The following is a 20,260-nucleotide window of genomic DNA, read 5'->3' on the forward strand; positions in this document are numbered from 1 at the left end:
CCTGGCGATCCGGTCCCGGTCGATGAATCAGGCCGCCTGCGACACCGCGCGCAGACGACGGGCGCGTACCGCCGCGGCCAGACGCTCAAGCACGGCCACCGATGCGTCCCAGCCAAGGCAACCGTCGGTGATGCTCTGGCCATAGGTCAGCGGCTGGCCCTGGACCAGGTCCTGCCGGCCGGCGACCAGATGGCTTTCGACCATCACCCCCATGATGCGCGACTGGCCGGCCTCCAGCTGGGTGGCGATGTCCTCGATCACGGCCGGCTGGTTTTCCGGCTTCTTGCTGCTGTTGGCGTGGCTGGCGTCGACCATCAGCCGGGGCGTCAGGCCATTTTTTTCCAGCACTTCGCTGGCGGCCTGGACGCTGGCCGCGTCGAAATTGGGCGTCTTGCCGCCGCGCAGGATCACGTGGCAGTCCGGGTTGCCGGTGGTCGAGGCAATCGCCGACTGGCCGTCCTTGGTGACGGCCAGGAAATGATGCGGGTGCGAAGCCGCCCCGACTGCGTCCACTGCAATCTTGACATCGCCGCTGGTGCCGTTCTTGAAGCCCACCGGGCACGACAGGCCACTGGCCATCTCGCGATGGATCTGGCTCTCGGTGGTACGCGCGCCGATCGCGCCCCAGGCCACCAGGTCGGAGATGTACTGCGGCGAGATCACGTCCAGGTACTCGCAGCCGGCCGGCAGGCCCAGCGCGTTGATGTCGCGCAGCAGCCCGCGCGCCAGCGCCAGGCCCTCGTTGATACGGAAGCTACCGTCCAGGTGCGGGTCGTTGATCAGGCCCTTCCAGCCCACGGTGGTGCGCGGCTTTTCGAAGTACACGCGCATGATGATTTCCAGCTCGCCGCCGAGGACATCGCGCAGCGGGCGCAGGCGCCGGGCGTATTCGATCGCGGCCTCGGGGTCGTGGATCGAGCACGGGCCGATCACCACCGCGAGGCGGTCATCGCGCCCGTGCAGGATCCGGTGCAGCGCGCTGCGCGCTTGGGAGACGGTGGCGGAGACCGCCTCGTCGCAGGGGAACTCCTCGATCAGCTCGGCCGGTGTGGTGAGCGGTTCGATCTTGCGGATGCGCAGGTCTGAGGTCAGCGGGGCCATCTTGAGAGTCTCTGGTGTCTTTGAGTGGAAGTTGAAGCAGGCTGGCAACAAAAGATTGCAGGGAGGCATTTTTTGACGTCGCGCAGCGAAGGGCCGAACAGTGGCGGCCAGGGATGGCCAGCTACAAAAAAAGCCGCCAGGGTCGCTGGCGGCTTTCCGGATGCGTCTGAAGGGTTTCTTCAGGGTGAACGCGCTCCTTCCTCCGCCGTGGGCTTTGGAAACCAAAAGTAATAGCGGGCGCGGTCGGTGTTCATTGAGCGGCAATTGATAACACGACTTTTGCGAGCTTGCGAATGTTTCATGTGCAACCCGTGCGATGCACAGGCCCACAACAGAGAACCCCGCCATGCGGCGGGGTTCTCCTGACTCGGGTAGCGCGTGTGTGGCTGGCTTAGAAGCCCATGCCGCCCATGTCGCCCATGCCACCGCCGGCCGGCATCGCCGGCTCGTCCTTCTTCGGCGACTCGGCCACCATCGCCTCGGTGGTGATCATCAGGCCGGCAATCGACGCGGCGTTCTGCAGCGCAGTGCGGGTGACCTTGGTCGGATCCAGGATGCCGAACTGGACCATGTCGCCAAACTCACCGGTAGCGGCGTTGTAGCCGAAGTTGCCCGTGCCTTCCTTGACCCGGTTGAGGATCACCGACGGCTCTTCACCGGCGTTGGTCACGATCTCACGCAGCGGGGCTTCCATCGCGCGCAGGGCGATCTCGATGCCGTGGTTCTGGTCTTCGTTGATGCCCCGGATCTGGCCCAGGTTGGCCTTGGCGCGGATCAGCGCAACGCCACCGCCCGGGACCACGCCTTCTTCCACTGCCGCGCGGGTGGCGTGCAGGGCGTCTTCGACGCGGGCCTTCTTTTCCTTCATCTCGATCTCGGTGGAGGCCCCGACCTTGATCACCGCCACGCCGCCGGCCAGCTTGGCCACGCGTTCCTGCAGCTTCTCGCGGTCGTAGTCCGAAGAGGTCTCCTCGATCTGCGCCTTGATCTGCTTGATCCGCGACTCGATGCTGCCGGTATCGCCGGCGCCATCGATGATGGTGGTGTTCTCCTTGGAGACCTGCACCTTCTTGGCCCGGCCCAGATCCTTGATGGTGGCCTTCTCCAGCGACAGGCCCACTTCTTCGGAGATCACGGTGCCGCCGGTCAGCACGGCCATGTCTTCCAGCATCGCCTTGCGACGGTCGCCGAAGCCCGGGGCCTTGACGGCCACGACCTTGACGATGCCGCGGATGGTGTTGACCACCAACGTGGCCAGTGCTTCGCCTTCGACTTCCTCGGCCACGATCAGCAGCGGCTTGCCGGCCTTGGCCACGCCTTCCAGCACGGGCAGCAGGTCACGGACATTGGAGATCTTCTTGTCGTGCAGCAGGATGAACGGGTCTTCCAGGTCGGCCGACTGGCTCTGCTGGTTGTTGATGAAGTACGGCGAGAGGTAGCCGCGGTCGAACTGCATGCCCTCCACCACGTCCAGCTCGTTGTCCAGGCCCGAACCTTCCTCGACGGTGATCACGCCTTCCTTGCCGACCTTCTTCATGGCCTCGGCAATGATGTTGCCGATCGACTCGTCCGAGTTGGCCGAGATCGTGCCGACCTGGGCGATGGCCTTGTCGTCGGCGGTGGGCTTGGAGATGTTCTTCAGCTCGGCCACCGCAGCGGTCACGGCCTTGTCGATGCCACGCTTGAGATCCATCGGGTTCATGCCGGCAGCGACGGCCTTCATGCCTTCGCGGATGAAGGCCTGGGCCAGCACGGTCGCGGTGGTGGTGCCGTCACCGGCATTGTCGGAGGTGCGCGAGGCGACTTCCTTGACCATCTGCGCGCCCATGTTCTCGAACTTATCGGCCAGCTCGATTTCCTTGGCGACCGAGACGCCATCCTTGGTGATGGTCGGGGCGCCGTAGCTCTTCTCGAGCACGACGTTGCGGCCCTTCGGGCCGAGGGTGGCCTTGACGGCATTGGCGAGTACGTTGACACCGCGCACCATGCGGGCGCGGGCGTCTTCACCGAAACGAATGTCCTTGGCAGCCATTGGGTATTACCTCAGTTGTCTTGATGTGTAGGGAATGAAGAAGTCAGACAGACACCGCGCGGGCTCAGAGCGTCGCGAAGATGTCCTCTTCCTTCACCACCAGGTAGTCGGTGCCGTCCAGCTTCACTTCCGTGCCGCTGTACTTGCCGAACAGGACCTTGTCGCCAACCTTGACCTGCGGAGCGCGTACGGTGCCGTTGTCCAGGACCTTGCCGGGACCCACGGCGACGACTTCGCCCTTGATCGGCTTCTCAGCAGCCGAGTCGGGGATCACGATGCCGCCCGCGGACAGCTTTTCTTCTTCCATACGCTTGATGACCACGCGGTCGAACAGCGGCTTGATATTGCTCATGTCAATCCTCTTAAGTGATTGATTGGACTAGGAAAGGGCCGGCCATGTTAGCACTCGCCCATGACGAGTGCCAGCGCGGCGGCGACAAAGAACCCGTGCATCACAAGATGCGGTGGGCTGACACGGCAGGTGGGGGCATGGGGGCGGGCTTTCAAGGGCGGCCGCGACATTTTTTGCCCCGACACGATAGCGCGCGCGGGCCGCGGCGCTGCAGAAAGCACATAAAAAAGAAGAGCACGCATGTGCGGCATGCGTGCCCTTCCAGGGGATGGTGAAGAAGTCCTGATCCGTAGGCCGTGACCTGCGCCAACTCCCCGGCGACGTCCTGTCTGTCGACGTCCCTGCCAACGGGCACAGGGATACCAGCGAAGCAGCGGCGAGGCAAAGCCTGAACTGCTCCAAAATAATGGAAACACAGTGAGCACAGGTAACCTGCGCCTTGAAAAAATCATGCCTGCCCTGAACTCTCAGCAAATCAGTTACCAAAAGCGGGCAATCTCTGCCTATTTTCGGTCAACACGTTAGTAATGGTGTCGCTTTCCATTCCGCTCCGTGGAATGTTTGGCTATGGTCACAGAAGTTCAGCATGGCGGTCGCCACGGAGAGGTTTGATGGATGCACCCGAGCGAGTCCGCATGGCACGACGCCTGGCGGGTCTTTCGCAAAGTCAGTTGGCAGAAGCGGTTGGGGTGCAACGAAGCGCGGTCAGTCACTGGGAGTCACCGAAGGGCAAAAGCCCCAGCGTGTCGCACCTGCGCGAGGTCGCCCTGGCGACCGGCACCCAGTTCGAATGGCTTGCCACCGGGCGCGGGGCGATGACGCTTTCGCGCGACGCGGAGCTGGATTCGATCGCCACCGCCGAGGCGATCCTGGTCGAGGATCCGCTGGAGTTCCGCCTGGTCCGCGCATTCAGGGAGGCGCCGCTGAAGGCGCGGCTGTCGCTGCTGGAAGTGATGGAGACCCTGGCTTCCCAGCGCACCGGGCGGACCCGCCCGCACGGTACTGCGCGGACGACCGGGTCCCGCCGCAGCTGACGCCGGCGGACTCGGCCTGCGGGGGAATTCTGCTACCGGAAGCGCACATGGGACCCGCCCGGACCGGTCGAACGATGGGTTCGGCTAAGCTATGCGCCATGTCGCTGATCGCCCGTCTGGCCAGTGTGCTGGTCCTGCTCTGCCTTGCCCTGCCCGCCGCAGCCGTCGACGAATCCAGCCTGCTGCCGGTGGATCAGGCCTTCGTGCCGACCGCCGAGGCCACCGGCCAGGGCATCGCCCTGCGCTGGAAGATTGCCGACGGCTATTACCTGTACCGGCACCGCACCGCGGTGACCGCCGAAGGCGCCGGTTTCAAGGCGGGCGAGCTGCAGATGCCGGACGGGGAAAAGCACACCGACCCGTATTTTGGCCCGGTGGAAACCTACCGCGGCCGCCTGGACGCGCTGTTGCCAGGCACGGCCGCCGCTGCCGGCCAGGTCACGTTGAAGGTGCGTTACCAGGGCTGTGCCGACGCGGGCGTGTGCTACCCGCCGCAAAGTCGGACCCTGCAGGTGGCGGTGGCCGCGGCACCGGCCAGCGCAACGTCGCCCGGCGGCCTGGGCGTTGCCCCGGCCGCGCGCAGCAGCCTGGCGTTGTTCGGCCCGCCAGCCACCGGCGCCGGCACGACCGATGCTGTGCCGCTGGCGCAGGAGCAGGCCTTCGGCTTTGAGGCCATTGCCGGCCATGGCAACCAGCTGCTGCTGCGCTTCACCCCGGCCAGGGGCTACTACCTGTACCGCGATCGCACCCACATGACCCTGACCGGGGCCGACGGGCTGTCGCTGGGCAATCCGCAGTGGCCGCCGGGCCAGTCCCATCGCGACGCGCATTTCGGCGAGGTCACGGTGTACTTCGACCAGGTCGAGGTGCCGGTGCCGGTGCTGCGTGACCGTCCCGAAGCAGCCAGGGCGACCCTGCAGGTGACCTTCCAGGGCTGCCAGACCGATGGCATCTGCTATCCGCCGATGACCCGTGAGGTGGCGCTGTCGATTCCCGCCGGCACGCGCACGCCTGCAGCCGAGCGTGTCGCCGCCGCTGCGCAGGCCGCCGCGCCGATCGCGCTGGAGAACGACCGCGCCGTGCCGTCGGCCGCTGCCAGCGCAGCGGCGCAGGTGCCGCGCTCGACCCCGCCGCCGGAGCTGCTGGCCCGCGCGCAGCGCAGCGGCGGCGGGACCTGGCTGCTGGCGCTGCTGGGCGCGCTGCTGGGCGGACTGATCCTCAACGTGATGCCGTGCGTGCTGCCGGTGCTCTCGCTCAAGGCGCTGTCGTTGGCCGAAGGCGGGCGCGGCAGCCAACACGCGCGCGCCAGTGCGCTGTCCTATGCGGCCGGGGTGATGCTGAGCTTCCTGGTGGTCGGTGCCGTTGCGCTGGGGCTTCGTGCGACCGGGCAGGCACTGGGCTGGGGCTTCCAGCTGCAGCAGCCATTGATGGTCGCGGCGCTGGTGTACGTGATGTTCGCCGTGGGCCTGAGCCTGTCGGGCGTGTTCGCGGTCGGCTATGGGCTGGCCGGAGCGGGCCGCGGACTGGCCGCACGCGGCGGCCTGAGCGGCGACTTCTTCACCGGCGTGCTGGCGGTGGTGGTGGCCGCGCCGTGCACGACGCCGTTCATGGGCACCGCGCTGGCGTTTGCCTTCGCCGCGCCGCTGCCATTGGCACTGGCGGTGTTCGCCCTGCTCGGGGTGGGCATGGCGCTGCCGTTCCTGCTGATCGGGCTGGTGCCGGGGCTGGCCAGGCGCCTGCCGCGCCCGGGCGCGTGGATGGACACGCTCAAGCAGGTGCTGGCCTTCCCGATGTACCTGACCGCGGTGTGGCTGCTGTGGGTGCTGGGCAAGCAGCGCGGCATCGATGCGGTCGCGCTGGCCCTGGCCGGGCTGGTGGTGCTGGCGCTGGGACTGTGGGCCCTGCAGCGGGTGCGGTTCCAGGCCGCGCCGCTGCGCCGCACGCTGGCGCTGGCGCTGCTGGTGTTGTCGATCGTGCCACTGGTCCTGCTGCCGCGATTGCCGGCGCCTTCCGTTGCCGCGACGACCGCCCCGGCCGACGGCAGCGAGCCCTACTCGCCTGCGCGCCTGGCGCAGCTGCGCAAACAGGGCCGGGTGGTGTTCGTGGACATGGGCGCGGCCTGGTGCGTGTCGTGCAAGGCCAACGAGAACGCAGTCCTGGACCGCGAGGCGTTTCGCGCCGCGCTGCGCAGCGCCAATGCCGTGCGCATGCGCGGCGACTGGACCAACGTCGATCCGACCATCACCGCCTTCCTGACCCGCTACAACGCGGTCGGCGTGCCGCTGTACGTGGTGTTTCCCGGCAGTGGCGGCGAAGGTGAGGTGCTACCCACGATCCTGACCCAGCAGATGGTCAGCGACGCCCTGCAGCGCGCCGCCCGGCAATGAACCGCAGCGGCATCGCCTTGCTGTTGGCTGCGCTGGCCGCCGGCGTGCTCGGGGTGCTGGCGGGCCTGTGGTGGCAAGCACGGCCTGGCCACATGCCCGCGGTCGAAGCCATCACCGCGCCAGACCCACCGGTTCCCAGTGGCTTGAGGCCGGCCGCGCCTGGCGACCTGCTGCCGGCACTGACCCTGCCCGATCTGGAGGGCAACCCCGTCAACCTGCGCAGCCTGGCCCAGGGCCGCCCGCTGCTGATCAACGTCTGGGCCAGCTGGTGCGGGCCGTGCGTGGAGGAAATGCCGGCGCTGGACCGCTTTGCCGCCGCGCAGGGCGCCGAAGGCGTGCAGGTGCTCGGCCTGGCCCTGGACACGCCCGAAGGCGTGCGCGCCTTCCTCCAACGCACCCCGGTGCGCTATCGGCTGGTGCTGGAACAGCCCGGGCCGTCCGATGCCAGCGTCCGGCTGGGCAACCGCGCCGGCGTGCTGCCCTACAGCGTGCTGGTCGGGGCCGACGGGCGCGTGCTGCGGCAGAAGACCGGCCCGTTCGCGCCGGACGAAATCGACGGCTGGGCCGAGGCGCCGGTCGCGGCACCGGCCGGAATTCAAACGCGCGATTAAATCACCTGAAAGTTCGGCGAACTGGACAGCATTGCCGGCTTCCTCCAGACTGCCGCCTTCGTCGTGGAGCGCCCGATGGCCAACCTGCTGCAGCCGAACGCGCCGCTGGCTCCTGTCCTGGCCGTCAGCCCGCCGCGCCGACCCGCCACCCGCATCGTCGCGCCGGCCGTCACTGGCACCACCACCCGCTGACGCGCCCCGGCCGCCCCTTTCCCTTTGTCACTGACGCAACCCCAGAGGCCTTTCATGGACCTGCGCAAGATCAAGAAGCTCATCGACCTGCTGGAAGAATCCAATCTCGCCGAGATCGAGATCAAGGAGGGCGAAGAGTCGGTCCGCTTGGCGCGCGTGCCGCAGGGCCACTACGCCGCCGCGGCCGCGCCGATGCAGCACGCCCTGCCCGCTGCCGCGCCCGCCGAGCCCAGGCCGATGCCGATGGGCTCGCCCACCGAAGCCTCCACCGGCGGCAGCGCCAGGCCGGGCAACGCCCCCGGATCAAGTCCGGGGCAGGCGCTGCCCGACGGCCACGTGGTGCGTTCGCCGATGGTCGGCACGTTCTACACGGCGCCGGCGCCGGACAAGCCGGTGTTCGTCACCGTCGGCCAGCAGGTCAAGGCCGGCGACACCCTGGCCATCATCGAGGCGATGAAGATGTTCAACCCGATCGAAGCCGACGCCTCCGGCACGATCGTGGCGATCCTGGCCGAAACCGGCCAGCCGGTCGAGTTCGACCAGCCGCTGTTCGTGATCGGCTGAAAGCGGGGACCCGGGACCCGGGACCGGGGACCCGGAAGAGCAGGGGCCAGGCGCAAGCGCTTTTTCGGCCTTTTCTTTTCCGGGTCCCCGGTCCCGGGTCCCGGGTCCCGAAAACACCCCGTGCCTCGGAACCTCCCCATGCTAGATAAAGTTGTCATCGCCAACCGCGGCGAGATCGCGCTGCGCATCCTGCGCGCGTGCCAGACCCTGGGCATCCGCACGGTCGCGGTGCATTCCACCGTCGACCGCAATCTCAAGCACGTGGCCATGGCCGACGAGTCGGTCTGCATCGGCCCGGCCCCCTCGAGCGGGAGCTACCTCAACATCCCGGCGCTGATCGCCGCGGCCGAGGTCACCGACGCCCAGGCCATCCACCCCGGTTACGGCTTCCTGTCGGAAAACGCCGACTTCGCCGAGCGCGTGGAGGAATCCGGTTTCATCTTCATCGGCCCCAGGGCCGAGACCATCCGTCTGATGGGCGACAAGGTCGAGGCCATCCGCGCGATGAGCGCGGCCGGGGTGCCGTGCGTACCCGGCTCGGGCGGCCCATTGGGCGATGAGATCGTCACCAACACCAAGATCGCCCGCGAGATCGGCTATCCGGTGATCATCAAGGCCGCTGGCGGCGGTGGCGGGCGCGGCATGCGCGTGGTCCACGCCGAAGGTGCGCTCAAGGCCGCCATCGAGACCACCAAGTCCGAGGCCAAGGCCGCTTTCGGCAACGACCAGGTCTACATGGAGAAATTCCTGGAGAACCCGCGCCACGTGGAGATCCAGGTCCTGGCCGACGGCCAGGGCAACGCCATCCACCTGGGCGAGCGCGACTGCTCGATGCAGCGCCGCCACCAGAAGGTGGTCGAGGAAGCCCCGGCCCCGGGCATCACCATCGAGCAGCGCAACGAGATCGGCAAGGTCTGCGTGGAGGCCTGCCTGCGCATCGGCTACCGCGGTGCGGGCACCTTCGAGTTCCTCTACGAAGCCGGCCGCTTCTACTTCATCGAAATGAACACCCGCATCCAGGTCGAGCACCCGGTGACCGAGCTGGTGACCGGCATCGACCTGGTCTGCGAGCAGCTGCGGATCGCCGCCGGCCAGAAGCTGTCGATCAAACAGCGCGACATCGTGCTGACCGGCCACGCGATCGAGTGCCGCATCAATGCCGAGGATCCGGAGACCTTCATGCCGCATCCGGGCCTGATTCAGCATTTCCACCCGCCCGGCGGCCCCGGCGTGCGCGTGGATACCCACATCTACGAAGGCTATCGGGTGCCGCCGAACTACGACTCGATGATCGGCAAGCTGATCGTGCACGGCCCGGACCGGGCAACGGCGATCGCGCGCATGCAGGTGGCGCTCAACGAGACGGTGATCGAAGGCATCAAGACCAACGTGCCGCTGCAGCAGCGCATCATGCGCGACAAGGGCTTCCAGGCCGGCGGCCAGAACATCCATTACCTGGAAAAGCGCCTGGCCGAACGCAAGACCAAGGCCATCTCGCTGAGCTGACGTCTCCAAAGCGTCAGGGGCGTTGAAGAAGAAAAGGCGGGGGGAGCGCGCTGCTTCCTGGTGCCCTGTGTGGCCACCCGGGTGACCTGGGCGTCAGGGTCAACTTTTACGGACTTGCCCGCACTCGCTCGCTTGATCGGGTGATGCGCCAGCTGTGGTTAGACGACTTGCCGTTCCTTCGCGACAAACCTCAATCCAACTCCTGGTTCGGTCGCAATATAACGAGGCGCCGACGCATCGTCCCCGAGCTTGTGTCGCAACTTGCCAACAAGAATGCGCAAATAGTGAGCGTCCTCCTCATGCGTTGGCCCCCAGAGTTCCCGCAGTATCTGCGTCTGCGTCACCAATCGCCCCGGTTGCTGGACCAGCAGAGACAATAGGGAAAACTCCTTGCGCCCTAGCGTGACACTCTGTCCATGCACACGCACCTCGCGTCGCACCAGGTCAATCCTGAGCACGCCATCGTCGAAGACCGGACCATCCTCGGCACCGCGTGCTGCTGTGCGCAGGAATGCGCGAATGCGCGCCATCAATTCCTCGACGCCGAAGGGCTTGGTCACGTAGTCGTTGGCCCCCGCGTCGAGCACTGCCACCTTTTCGTCCTCATTGGAGCGAACGGTCAGCACGATGACAGGCACGCGCGACCACTGGCGAAGCTCCTTGAGCACGTCCTTTCCATCCTCATCCGGCAACCCGAGATCAAGAACGACCAGGTCGGCCCCCTTGCTGGCCAGTAGCGTCAGCCCCTGCTGGCCTGTTGCGGCCAACAGGGTCGCATAGCCTTGCGAGCGCAGGCTAATGTCGATGAACTTGCGAATCTGGGGTTCGTCATCAATGATGAGGATGCGGGCGGCCGCTGCGCCCGGAGTCGTTTCAGTGGGAAGTCCCATTCTCTTTCGCCTCCTGATTTGTGTATTCGCTCCAGGGCAAGGTCAGACGAATGGTGGTTCCATGGCCTTGCGGGCCTGGTAGCGCCTCGACGCTGCCCATGTGGGCGCCGACGATGCCCTGGACGATCGTCAGTCCCAGGCCGGTTCCCTGCTTGCCCCGGTCGCCGCGCTCCACGCTGTAGAACATGTCGAAAATACGCCGCCGCTCCTGCTCTGGAATGCCCGGCCCACGGTCCGAAATGTCGATCTGCAATCGATTGTCCTCGGTGCGCCGCACCTGCACCCGGACGGGCTCTCCGGGGGGCGAGAACTTCGCTGCGTTCTCCATGACATTGAACAAAGCCTGCTCGATGAGCGCGGGGTGAACGTGGATCGGCGGCAAGTCCGGCGGGATCTCGTACTCGATGCGGACGCCGGGTTCATAGCGCTGCAAGCGGCGAGACGCCGAGCCCACCAGCTCGTCGATACCGATCCAGTCGCGCGTCAGCGTCAGTCCTTGCTGTCCGAGCCGGGTCATGTCGAGGAGATTCTGGATGTAACGGTCCAGGCGCTCGCCTTCCACATGGATGGTTTCCAGCAGGCTTTGCCGGTCTTCTGGCCCCATGTCCTTGCCATAGCGCGCCAGGCTGTCCGCTGCACCGATCATCGACGACAGGGGCGAGCGAAGGTCGTGCGATACGGAAGACAACAACGCTGAACGCAGTCGCTCTGTCTCCCCGGTGACGCGCGCCACCTCCAGTTCGGATACCAGGCGGGTGCGCAAGGCGGCTTGGCCGATGTCTTCCACCATGTTCTCGGCAAGGCGGCGTTGCTCGAACGACAGGCGCCCCATGTTCGGCGAGAATCTGAGCCCGACCACCCCCAGCGTGTCCTTGTCCGATGACACGGGCAGGAACCACCAGGCAGAGCCAGTCAAGGTGTCGGTGTAGCGACCGCTGGCTTGGCCGTGCTGTTGCGTCCAATCGGCAGCCGTCAAATCCTTCTCGCCAAGATGGCCCGCAGAAGTGGCGGGGCCGGATTGATCATTGATGCGGATCCATGCCTCGGCATGCAGGGTCGATTGCAGGACAGATGCCCCCGCCGCGATGACCTGCCCGAGATCGGCAGCCTTGGCCAGGCGGCGCCCCAGATTCTGCATGGCCATAGCGTGAGTATTCGCCGCACGCAATGCCACCACCTGCATGCGCAGCCGCGAGGCCAGTCGTCCAGCGATCAGGGCCGCAGCAAGAAACAGCACGACGGTGGCCACCCCACGATGGGCACTGATCAGGAACGTGTACCGTGGCTCGATGAAGAAGAAGTTGTAGGCGAGAAAACACAGTATCGCGGTAATGACAGCCGAAGCCATGCGCGTGCGCGAAGCCACCAGCATGACGGCCACCAGAAAGACCATCGACAGATCCTGCAAACCCAGGGTGCGCTCAGCCAGCGCCGCCATACCGACGGCTCCGAGGCTGGCCACCAGGATCAGCACAAGCTCTCGCCACGTGGGGCGTTCTCCCGTGATGTCGAGCAGTCTCGGCAAGCGTTGCCGAGCCTGCGGTGTGCCGATGATGGTGAGTTCGTAGCGTGCGCCTCGCTGCAGCAGTTGCTGCGTCAGCGTGCGATTGAGGATGCGGGCGATGGGCCGCTCTCGTGTGCGGCCGATCACGATCGACCTGGCGCCACGCGCTGCAGCTGCATCGAGCAGGGCCTGCGCGACGTCGGTGTTGTGCATTACTTCGGTCTCGCCGCCCAGGTTGCGCGTCAATGCAAACGCCCTGTCAATCTCAATCAAACGCCGCTGTTCGTCGCGTGCCATTTTGTTGAGCGTTGGAGCCGCGCGATCCGTCTCGTCCGCATGCAAGGCGGCATCGGCCCGGCGCCCGGTCTCCACCGTGACCACTGACCACGGCGCTCCGCGGCGCCTGGCGATCATGGCGCCGGCCCTCACCAGATATTCCGAGTGCCCCCGACCGTCGATGGCGATCAGTACATGACGCTGGATGGAAATACCTTCGAGCCCACGGGCCGCGCGCTCCTCGCGCAAGTCGACATCGACATGTTCGGCGACGGTCTGCATCGCCAGTTCGCGCAGCGCGGTGAGATTGGAGGGCGAGAAGAACGCCTGCAGTGCCTGGGCGGCCTGCTCCGGTAAATACACCTTGCCCTGGTTCAGGCGTTCGATCAGCTCGCGTGCGGGCAGATCGACCAGGCGTATATCGCGCAGTCGCTCGAACAGGGCATCGGGCACCGTTTCGCTCACCCGAACGCCGGTGATCTGATGCACTACGTCGTTCACGCTTTCCAGGTGCTGGATATTGACCGTCGTATAGACGTCGATCCCGGCGTCGAGCAATTCCTCCACGTCCTGCCAGCGCCGCTCATGGCGGCTTCCAGGGGCGTTTCGATGGGCCAGTTCATCGACCAGGGCGACGGCCGGCTTGCGCGCCAGCAAGGCATCCAGGTCCATCTCCTCCAACTGACGGCCCTGGTAGTCCACCTTCTTGCGCGGCAGCACCGGCAATCCCTCGACCATGGTCTGGGTCTCGCCACGGCCATGGGTTTCCACGATGCCGATGACCACATCCACCCCTTGGCGGTGGAGCTCGCGCGCCCGTGCCAGCATGGCGTAGGTCTTGCCCACGCCGGGCGCAGCGCCCAGAAATACCGTCAGCCGCCCAGCGCCCTGGCGCTTGAGTCCGCCCAGCAGGGCATCGGCTTGTTCAGTCCGTTCGGCTCCCATGGCAGGCCGGATCCTCAGACGTCAGTCGTTCGCATGGCGTTGTCTTCCTCCCTTTGTCTTGTTTCCTGCCGCGATGAGCGCAGCGCCACGGCGGGCCCTTCAGGAGCCTGTCGGCGACCGGCGGTCGAGCAGAACCCCCTCGGCCTTCATATACAGTAAGTGTGTGCTCACGGCTTGGCTGCAGGCGCCCCGGAGGCCGGTGAAGCCAGGTCATCCAGTGCCAGATTCAGTTCGAGCACGTTCACCCGGGGCTGGCCCAGCAGACCCAACTGCTTGTTTTCCGTGTGCCGGGCGATCAAACCTTGGATCTGGTCGCGCCCGAACCCACGGGCGCGCGCCACGCGATCGGCCTGCAGGGCTGCCGCCTGCGGGCTGATGTGCGGGTCGATGCCGCCACCGGATTGGGTGACCAGATCACCCGCAACGGCAGAGGGATCGACGCCATTGCGCTGCGCCGCGCCCGTGAGCGCTTGGTCGATGCGCTTGCGCATGTCGGGATTGGTGCGAGCCTGATTGCTGCCGGCGACCGCCATCGGATCGTAACCGGCCGCGGACGGGCGCGGCTGGAAGTAGCGCGCATCCGCAAACGGCTGTGCAACCAGCGACGAACCCACGACCTTGCCATCGCGCTCGATCAGGCTGCCATTGGCCTTGCTCGGGAACAGCGCCTGACCCAGGCCGACTCCGGCCAGCGAATACAGCAGGCCGAAGCCGACCAGCGAGATGGCCGCCAGGCCGATGGCGCCACGCAGCAGACCCTTGTCGGAGATGCCCTGGGACGCGCTGTCAGGCGGTGGGGCGATCGTGTTTGCGTTTTGAATCGACATGATCGAATCCTCAGACAGAGAACAGGGCGGAAATCACGACGTCGATCGCCTTGATCGCGACGAAGGGCAGCACCACGCCACCGACGCCGTAGACCAGCATGTTGTTGCGCAGCAGCTGCGTCGCGCTCGATGGCTTGAAACGCACGCCGCGCAGCGCCAGAGGAATCAGCAGCGGAATGATGATGGCATTGAAGATCAACGCCGACAGCACCGCGCTGGTCGGGCTGGCCAGCCTCATGACGTTGAGTGCTGCCATCTGCGGGATCGTGGCGGCAAACAGCGCCGGCAGGATGGCGAAATACTTGGAAACGTCATTGGCCAGCGAGAAGGTGGTCAGCGCGCCGCGCGTGATGAGCTGTTGCTTGCCAATTTCCACCACCGCAAGCAACTTGGCCGGATCACTGTCCAGATCGACCATGTTGCCGGCTTCCTTGGCCGCCTGGGTGCCGGAGTTCATCGCCAGCCCCACATCGGCTTGGGCGAGTGCTGGCGCATCATTGGTGCCGTCACCCACCATCGCCACCAGCCGGCCACCGGCCTGCTCGGCGCGGATGCGCGCGAGCTTGTCTTCGGGCCGGGCCTCGGCGATGTAATCATCGACGCCGGCCTCGGCGGCGATGTTCGCGGCCGTGAGCGGGTTGTCGCCGGTGATCATCACAGTCTTGACACCCATCGCACGCAAGCGGGCGAAACGCTCCTTGAGCCCATGCTTGACGACATCGGACAACTCGATGACACCCAGCGCGTGCGCCCCGTCGCTGACCACCAGCGGCGTGGCGCCCTTGCGGGCCACGTCCGCGACACGCACCTGCAGCTCCGCGGGGATGACGCCACCGAGCGTTTGCACGTGCCGCACAATCGCATCCATTGCCCCCTTGCGGATGATGCGTCCTCCGGGAAGGTCCACCCCCGACATGCGCGAGTGCGCCGAGAACGGCACGAAGTGCGCGCCCTCGGGTTCATCCAGCTTCTCGTCCTTGCCGCGCGCGAGCTTGACGATGGACTTTCCTTCCGGCGTCGGATCCGCCAGCGAAGCCAGCAAGACCGCCTGACGCAATTGCGCAGCGTCTACTCCGGCCAGTGGGTGGAACGCGGTGGCCTGCCGGTCGCCGTAGGTGATGGTCCCAGTCTTGTCCAGCAGCAGGACGTCCACGTCGCCGGCCACCTCCACCGCCTTGCCGGACTTGGCCAGTATGTTGGCCTGCAGCGCGCGGTTCATGCCGGCGATGCCGATCGCCGGCAGCAGCCCGCCGATGGTGGTCGGGATCAGACACACCAGCAGGGCGACCAGCAACACCACGTTGATCTCGACACCGACGAATCCACCGATGAAGGGCAAGGTCACAACCACGAGCAGGAAGGTCAGCGTCATCACACCCAGCAGGATGCCCAGGGCGATCTCATTGGGCGTCTTCTGCCGGTTGGAGCCCTCCACCAGGGCAATCATGCGATCGAGGAAGCTGTTGCCGGGCTCGGCGGTGATGCGAACGACGATGCGGTCGGACAGCACCTTGGTGCCGCCGATCACGCCGGATCGGTCGGTGCCGGCCTCGCGCAGCACGGGTGCGGATTCGCCTGTTACGGCAGCTTCGTTGATGGTGGCCAAACCTTCGACGATCTCGCCATCGGCCGGTATCAGTTGTCCTTCTTCAACCACAACGAGATCGCCGGGACGCAGTTCTGCGGCGGGCACGGTCTTTTCGCCCACCGATTTGTCGAGCCGGCGTGCCATCAAGTCCTTGCGGGCACGGCGCAGCGAGGCCGCCTGGCCACGTCCTCGCGACTCGGCCACCGCCTCGGCGAAGTTGCTGAACAGCACGGTGATCAGCAGGGTTGCGGTCACGGCCCAGCCAAAGCCCGGCCGCGCCCAGCCTGCGAGGGTGGCAGCCGCGGTCAGCAAGGTACCCAGCCAGACCACGGCCATGACCGGATTGTTGATGATGTGCTGCGGCGCCAGTTTGATGAAGGCGTTGAGCAGCGCGGGCACAAAGCCGTGCTCGTCCGGGCGCGAGGCGCGAGCTGCAGACTTTTGAGAGGTCGTATTGCTCATGGTCTATTCCTCAAGGCGAGACCAGGGTCAGGTGATCGGCCACGGGGCCGAGCACCAGCACGGGCATGAACTGAAGCAGCGTCAGGATGACGATGACGGCGATCAGCGTGAGCGCAAAGGTGGGGGTTTCGATCTGCAGGCTGCCCGTGCTTTCCGGTGCTTGCCGCTTGCGCGCGAGCATGGCTGCGATCGCCAGCGGAATGATGAGGGCAGGGTAACGGCCAGCGGCCAGGACGAAGCTGCAGGTCAGGTTCCACCACACGGTGGCATCGCCCAGCCCCTCGAAGCCGGAGCCATTGTTGGCAAAGGCCGATGCGTATTCATAGAACACCTGGCTGATGGCATGGAACCCAGGGTTCGAGTTCCCCGTCAGGCTCGGTACCGACAGCGTGATGGCGGTCAGGCTCAGCAGGATCACCGGCTGCAACAGCACCAGGACCGCGAGCAGCTTGACTTCAGGCGCCTCGATCTTGCGACCGAACAGTTCGGGGGTGCGCCCGGTCATCAAGCCGGCCAGGAACACGCCGAGCAGCAGATAGACGATGAACTGCTGCAAGCCACTGCCGATGCCCCCCCAGATGGCGTTGATCAGCATGTCGCTGATTGTGACCAGGCCGGTCAACGGCGCGAGCGAATCGTGCATGGCGTTGACAGAGCCATTGGATGTCTGCGTCGTCAGTGCGGCCCACAACGCGGAGGGCTCGGCGCCGAAGCGGACCTCCTTGCCTTCCATCAACGCGATGTCCTGCGATGTCGAGGAGAACCCTTCGGACCAGATGGCCAATCCTGCTGACGCCACCGACATGACCAGCATCGTGCCGAGCACGAGCGCGGCGAACTTGCGGCGTCCGGTCAGGCCTCCGATCATGAAGATCACAGCGACCGGAACCAGAATGACCGCCAGCGTTTCCAGCAGATTCGACAGCGGCGTCGGGTTCTCCAGTGGCACCGAACTGTTGGGGCCGTACCATCCGCCGCCGTTGGTGCCGAGTTGCTTGATGGCGACCATGGGCGACACCGGCCCGAGCGGAATCTTCTGCTCCTTCATCTGAACCGTCGCATCGACGGGCGCGAGCACCGGCCCACCATCCAACGTCGCCGGCACTCCCTGGCTGGTCAGCAGTACCGACCACAGCAGGCACAGCGGCAGCATGAAGCGCAGCGTGGGGCGGATCACGTCGGCCCAGTAGTTACCAACGTCCACCGGGGTCTGATCCTGGCCCTCGGCCTTGCGCGCCTGCGCATTGCGCCCACCGAACAGCCCCCGCAGCGTCGCCACGACAAGCGCCAGTCCCATCATCGGCGTGATGACCTGCAGCGTCACGATGCCCATCATGTGGGCGAGGTAGGAAAGCTGGGCCTGCCCGGAGTAGTGCTGCTGGTTGGTGTTGGTCAGGAAGGAAACCATGGTGTGCAGCGCCAGGTCCCAGCTCATGTTGGGTGCACCGTTGGGATTGAGCGGCAGCCACGCCTGGGTCATCAGGATCAACCAGACGACCAGGGCCAGCACCCCATTGCTCAGCAAAAAGGCGCCCGCATACCCGCGCCAGCTCATGCCCCTGTGGGGGTTGGTGCCGAGCAGTGCATACAGTGGCCGTTCCAACCACAGGAACAGCCCATCGCCACGCATCGGCTCGCCGCGCATCACCGCAGCCAGATAGCGACCGAGCGGCCAGCCCAGGCCGATCGCCAGGGCGAATACGAGAAAAAACTCAGTCATGATCGGACTCCATCACTTGGTGCAAGGGGGCTTGCGGCCATCGCGCCCGCCGTCAAAAAGAAGTCTGGACGGCGAACTCGACGTGCGAGTCTCCCATGCCGGGGGAAAATAGCCGCCTGGCTAGCGTCGGTACCATGCAGCGTCAAACGGGTCTGGAAGGGCACCTGGAAGGCCCAGAGCGCGCCGACCGAGCCGTGCGCATAGCGGCATACGCACTGTCCGGAACACAAAGCGCCACGTGTTTTCGATACGCCACTGATCATCGAGGGGAAGGGCGCGCCAACGAGCGCACAGGCTCCCGCGGTCTTGCTGACCATCGCATTGGTCTGACGCAGGGGCAGTTGCCACCCCAATCCAGAAGCTGTCGCACCAAGTGCGGTGGCAGGTTTTTCCCGCGTCTGGGCAGAACCGCGCCAGAGGTGGCCCGACGTCAACATCGCACGGGCGAAGACTTGTACCTGGACGCTGGTTCCACTCCCAGCAGCAGCCCACTGATGGCCACTGCTGATAGCCGCTGCAACGACCTTTCCGGTCGGCTGAATAAACTTGAGAGGCATGATTTCTTGCTTGGCCAATGAATGCCCGAATAGCCGTGCTCAAGTATTCAGTGATGAGCCGTAAATTCTCCATTCTAGAAAATGCTGCGTGCATAAATTATGCGTAAACTTCGAGCAGCGCATGGTCCAGGTCACGATCGACTCAAGAATCAAGTGCGGCGCGTGATTTGAACTCAGCGATTTCCTTCTCCATCGCATCCTGTGGTGTGGCCTACCCACCACCAGCCGGGTGCCGGCGAGGCGCTCTGCCGCTCGCGGCGCCGGCGGTTCCGCCCAGGATTGGACGCAGCGCCGCGCGCAGTCTCGACCTGCGCGCCGGTTTTGGCGACGATGGCCTTATCGTGGGCCTTGGTGCGCGCGCCCTTGGCGTATTCCAGCAGTACGCGCACGGCGTCGCCGTCCTTCTTCGCGGACTTGAGCTGGTAGTGCGCCTTGTCGTTGGGCTTGAGCGCGGCGCGTGTGGCGTTGAGGGTGTCGGCGTCCACCGCAAACACGATGTGTACGCCGTTCGCCAGCCGCACCGGGAAGTCGGTGAAGATGTCGCCTGACTTGATGTAGTACATGTCCTCGGTGGCCCAGCGGAACCGTGCTGGGAGGCGTCGCGTTGCTGCTGCAAGCTTCGGTACTCGTCCACGTCGCCGCGCAGCTTGGGACGCGTGTAGGCATCGGCAAGGGCTTCTTCTCGCTGCACGTCGGTCAGATGGCGACTCAGACCAGGTCCGCTTCCAGCTCACGCAGGCGATCGTCGATTTGCGCCGACTGTTCGGCATCCTTGGTGGAGAAAGTGGCGTCCAGGATCTTCTGCAGCTTGCCGCCGACCAGTGTCTTGTGATCGCCCTTGGCTTGCACTTCGCCAAGAAAGGCGCGCACCGCGTTGTTGCGGTAGCCGATCACACGGTAGATGCCAAAGTCCAGCGCCTGCGCCTCGTCGAGCTGGAACAGGTCGGCCATCAGCTCGACGAATTGCGTTCGGGCTTGCTTAAATCGGTCACGGGTTCATTCCTGGTGCGGTGGCGCGACGTGGTAGCCGGCTCACGGGCAGATAATTTCCAGCTTGGAATAGTAGGTGCGATACCGCTTCGCGTCCCGCGTCAGCAGCGCCATGTCGTCGATGGCGGCATGCGCACCGATGTAGAAATCAGGCAGCGGCGAGCTCCGTGCGCCCTTGGCGCGGCGGTATTGCAGGAAGACCTTGCCGGCAAGGAAGCCGGCTTCCCATGGCAGCTCCAGCCGGGTGAAGGCATCGGCCGGCAGGGCGGCGTCCAGCTCCTCGATGCGCTCGAAGCCGACCGAAACCTCGGCGTAGATGATGGGGTTGATGCACAGCTCGGCCCCGTCGGCGCAGGCATCGAGCTGCGCCGCCGACCATTCGTACCAGTCCGGATCGTCCGTCAGCACGTCCAGCAGGACATTGGCGTCCACCAGTACGCGCCTGCCTGCGGCCGGCGTCGCGGCGGGCGCATCAGGCGCCACGGGTCAGCTTCATGATCTCGTCGGTGCCCATCTGCGCCGTCGCGCGTCCGCGCAGACGGGAAGCCAGGCTGCCTCGGCGGGCCTTGGGCGGATGGGCGATGGTGGCCTCGGCCTCGCGCAGGGCGGCTTCGCGGACAAAGGTGGCCACCGGCAGGCCGTGCAGCTCGGCGGCGCGGCGCAGGCGGTTCTTGTCCTCGACGCTCAGGCGCAGGTCGAGACGGTCGGCAATGGCAGTCATG

17 protein-coding genes are annotated in these 20,260 nt (G+C 65.8%); 5 read left to right on the forward strand and 12 right to left on the reverse strand.

All coding sequences use genetic code 11. The features are described from left to right. Nucleotides 1–27: 27 nt before the first annotated feature. The 3 genes from D9R12_RS03140 to groES all read right to left on the reverse strand — a co-directional run bounded on the left by D9R12_RS03140 (nt 28) and on the right by groES (nt 3,485). A complete protein-coding gene (locus D9R12_RS03140) occupies nt 28–1,101 on the reverse strand; it encodes a 3-deoxy-7-phosphoheptulonate synthase (protein ID WP_014161638.1) in 1,074 nt (357 codons plus the stop codon). 391 nt (nt 1,102–1,492) lie between these two features. Continuing rightward, nucleotides 1,493–3,133, reverse strand: a complete 1,641-nt coding sequence (gene groL / locus D9R12_RS03145; RefSeq protein WP_014161639.1) for a chaperonin GroEL — start codon at nt 3,131–3,133, stop codon at nt 1,493–1,495. Between the two features lie 64 nt (nt 3,134–3,197). Next, nucleotides 3,198–3,485, reverse strand: a complete 288-nt coding sequence (gene groES / locus D9R12_RS03150; RefSeq protein WP_014161640.1) for a co-chaperone GroES — start codon at nt 3,483–3,485, stop codon at nt 3,198–3,200. A 611-nt stretch (nt 3,486–4,096) separates the two neighbouring features. Here groES and D9R12_RS03155 point away from each other — a divergent pair. The 5 genes from D9R12_RS03155 to accC all read left to right on the forward strand — a co-directional run bounded on the left by D9R12_RS03155 (nt 4,097) and on the right by accC (nt 9,779). Then, entirely contained in the window at nt 4,097–4,519 is a 423-nt protein-coding gene (locus D9R12_RS03155; protein ID WP_170159120.1) for a helix-turn-helix transcriptional regulator, read from the forward strand. 98 nt (nt 4,520–4,617) lie between these two features. Beyond that, entirely contained in the window at nt 4,618–6,906 is a 2,289-nt protein-coding gene (locus D9R12_RS03160; protein ID WP_122227935.1) for a protein-disulfide reductase DsbD family protein, read from the forward strand. Further along, on the forward strand, nt 6,903–7,517 hold the full coding sequence (locus D9R12_RS03165) for a TlpA family protein disulfide reductase (protein WP_122227938.1): 615 nt from the start codon (nt 6,903–6,905) through the stop codon (nt 7,515–7,517). The genes D9R12_RS03160 and D9R12_RS03165 overlap by 4 nt, the downstream gene beginning before the upstream one ends. 246 nt (nt 7,518–7,763) lie before the next feature. After that, nucleotides 7,764–8,273: an acetyl-CoA carboxylase biotin carboxyl carrier protein gene (gene accB, locus D9R12_RS03170; RefSeq protein ID WP_122227942.1), complete on the forward strand. Its 510-nt coding sequence runs from the start codon at nt 7,764–7,766 to the stop codon at nt 8,271–8,273. A gap of 138 nt (nt 8,274–8,411) precedes the next feature. Then, nucleotides 8,412–9,779: an acetyl-CoA carboxylase biotin carboxylase subunit gene (accC, locus tag D9R12_RS03175; RefSeq protein ID WP_122227945.1), complete on the forward strand. Its 1,368-nt coding sequence runs from the start codon at nt 8,412–8,414 to the stop codon at nt 9,777–9,779. Nucleotides 9,780–9,937: 158 nt separating this feature from the next. Here the strand turns inward: accC and D9R12_RS03180 are convergent, their stop codons facing one another. The 9 genes from D9R12_RS03180 to D9R12_RS03220 form a co-directional block, all read right to left on the reverse strand. After that, complete coding sequence (locus D9R12_RS03180; RefSeq protein WP_122227948.1) at nt 9,938–10,669, reverse strand: response regulator; 732 nt, start codon at nt 10,667–10,669, stop codon at nt 9,938–9,940. Next, entirely contained in the window at nt 10,653–13,394 is a 2,742-nt protein-coding gene (locus D9R12_RS03185) for a sensor histidine kinase (RefSeq protein ID WP_122227951.1), read from the reverse strand. Before D9R12_RS03185 ends, D9R12_RS03180 begins: the two co-directional genes overlap by 17 nt. A 167-nt stretch (nt 13,395–13,561) precedes the next feature. Then, complete coding sequence (gene kdpC, locus D9R12_RS03190) at nt 13,562–14,221, reverse strand: potassium-transporting ATPase subunit KdpC (protein WP_122227954.1); 660 nt, start codon at nt 14,219–14,221, stop codon at nt 13,562–13,564. A gap of 10 nt (nt 14,222–14,231) precedes the next feature. Next, entirely contained in the window at nt 14,232–16,271 is a 2,040-nt protein-coding gene (gene kdpB, locus D9R12_RS03195) for a potassium-transporting ATPase subunit KdpB (RefSeq protein WP_122227957.1), read from the reverse strand. A gap of 10 nt (nt 16,272–16,281) precedes the next feature. Then, on the reverse strand, nt 16,282–17,991 hold the full coding sequence (kdpA, locus tag D9R12_RS03200) for a potassium-transporting ATPase subunit KdpA (RefSeq protein ID WP_122227959.1): 1,710 nt from the start codon (nt 17,989–17,991) through the stop codon (nt 16,282–16,284). Between the two features lie 730 nt (nt 17,992–18,721). Further along, nucleotides 18,722–19,111: a hypothetical protein gene (locus tag D9R12_RS03205; protein ID WP_122227962.1), complete on the reverse strand. Its 390-nt coding sequence runs from the start codon at nt 19,109–19,111 to the stop codon at nt 18,722–18,724. A 145-nt stretch (nt 19,112–19,256) separates the two neighbouring features. After that, nucleotides 19,257–19,499 (reverse strand): hypothetical protein, encoded by a 243-nt coding sequence (locus D9R12_RS03210; protein WP_122227965.1) that lies wholly within the window; start codon nt 19,497–19,499, stop codon nt 19,257–19,259. A gap of 81 nt (nt 19,500–19,580) precedes the next feature. After that, nucleotides 19,581–20,021 carry a type II toxin-antitoxin system VapC family toxin gene (locus D9R12_RS03215; protein ID WP_122227968.1) on the reverse strand — a complete coding sequence of 147 codons (441 nt, stop codon included), beginning with the start codon at nt 20,019–20,021 and terminating at the stop codon, nt 19,581–19,583. After that, nucleotides 20,011–20,259, reverse strand: a complete 249-nt coding sequence (locus tag D9R12_RS03220; RefSeq protein WP_014161650.1) for a type II toxin -antitoxin system TacA 1-like antitoxin — start codon at nt 20,257–20,259, stop codon at nt 20,011–20,013. The genes D9R12_RS03215 and D9R12_RS03220 overlap by 11 nt, the downstream gene beginning before the upstream one ends. Nucleotide 20,260: the final 1 nt, after the last annotated feature.

Source organism: Pseudoxanthomonas spadix (assembly GCF_003703395.1).
GTDB classification, from domain to species: Bacteria; Pseudomonadota; Gammaproteobacteria; order Xanthomonadales; family Xanthomonadaceae; genus Pseudoxanthomonas_A; species Pseudoxanthomonas_A spadix.

Coding starts and splice junctions, on each gene's coding strand:
- D9R12_RS03140 (WP_014161638.1), bottom strand. CDS start 1,101: ATGGCCCCGCTGACCTCAGACCTGCGCATCCGCAAGATCGAACCGCTC.
- groL (WP_014161639.1), bottom strand. CDS start 3,133: ATGGCTGCCAAGGACATTCGTTTCGGTGAAGACGCCCGCGCCCGCATG.
- groES (WP_014161640.1), bottom strand. CDS start 3,485: ATGAGCAATATCAAGCCGCTGTTCGACCGCGTGGTCATCAAGCGTATG.
- D9R12_RS03155 (WP_170159120.1), top strand. CDS start 4,097: ATGGATGCACCCGAGCGAGTCCGCATGGCACGACGCCTGGCGGGTCTT.
- D9R12_RS03160 (WP_122227935.1), top strand. CDS start 4,618: ATGTCGCTGATCGCCCGTCTGGCCAGTGTGCTGGTCCTGCTCTGCCTT.
- D9R12_RS03165 (WP_122227938.1), top strand. CDS start 6,903: ATGAACCGCAGCGGCATCGCCTTGCTGTTGGCTGCGCTGGCCGCCGGC.
- accB (WP_122227942.1), top strand. CDS start 7,764: ATGGACCTGCGCAAGATCAAGAAGCTCATCGACCTGCTGGAAGAATCC.
- accC (WP_122227945.1), top strand. CDS start 8,412: ATGCTAGATAAAGTTGTCATCGCCAACCGCGGCGAGATCGCGCTGCGC.
- D9R12_RS03180 (WP_122227948.1), bottom strand. CDS start 10,669: ATGGGACTTCCCACTGAAACGACTCCGGGCGCAGCGGCCGCCCGCATC.
- D9R12_RS03185 (WP_122227951.1), bottom strand. CDS start 13,394: ATGGGAGCCGAACGGACTGAACAAGCCGATGCCCTGCTGGGCGGACTC.
- kdpC (WP_122227954.1), bottom strand. CDS start 14,221: ATGTCGATTCAAAACGCAAACACGATCGCCCCACCGCCTGACAGCGCG.
- kdpB (WP_122227957.1), bottom strand. CDS start 16,271: ATGAGCAATACGACCTCTCAAAAGTCTGCAGCTCGCGCCTCGCGCCCG.
- kdpA (WP_122227959.1), bottom strand. CDS start 17,991: ATGACTGAGTTTTTTCTCGTATTCGCCCTGGCGATCGGCCTGGGCTGG.
- D9R12_RS03205 (WP_122227962.1), bottom strand. CDS start 19,111: ATGTACTACATCAAGTCAGGCGACATCTTCACCGACTTCCCGGTGCGG.
- D9R12_RS03210 (WP_122227965.1), bottom strand. CDS start 19,499: ATGGCCGACCTGTTCCAGCTCGACGAGGCGCAGGCGCTGGACTTTGGC.
- D9R12_RS03220 (WP_014161650.1), bottom strand. CDS start 20,259: ATGACTGCCATTGCCGACCGTCTCGACCTGCGCCTGAGCGTCGAGGAC.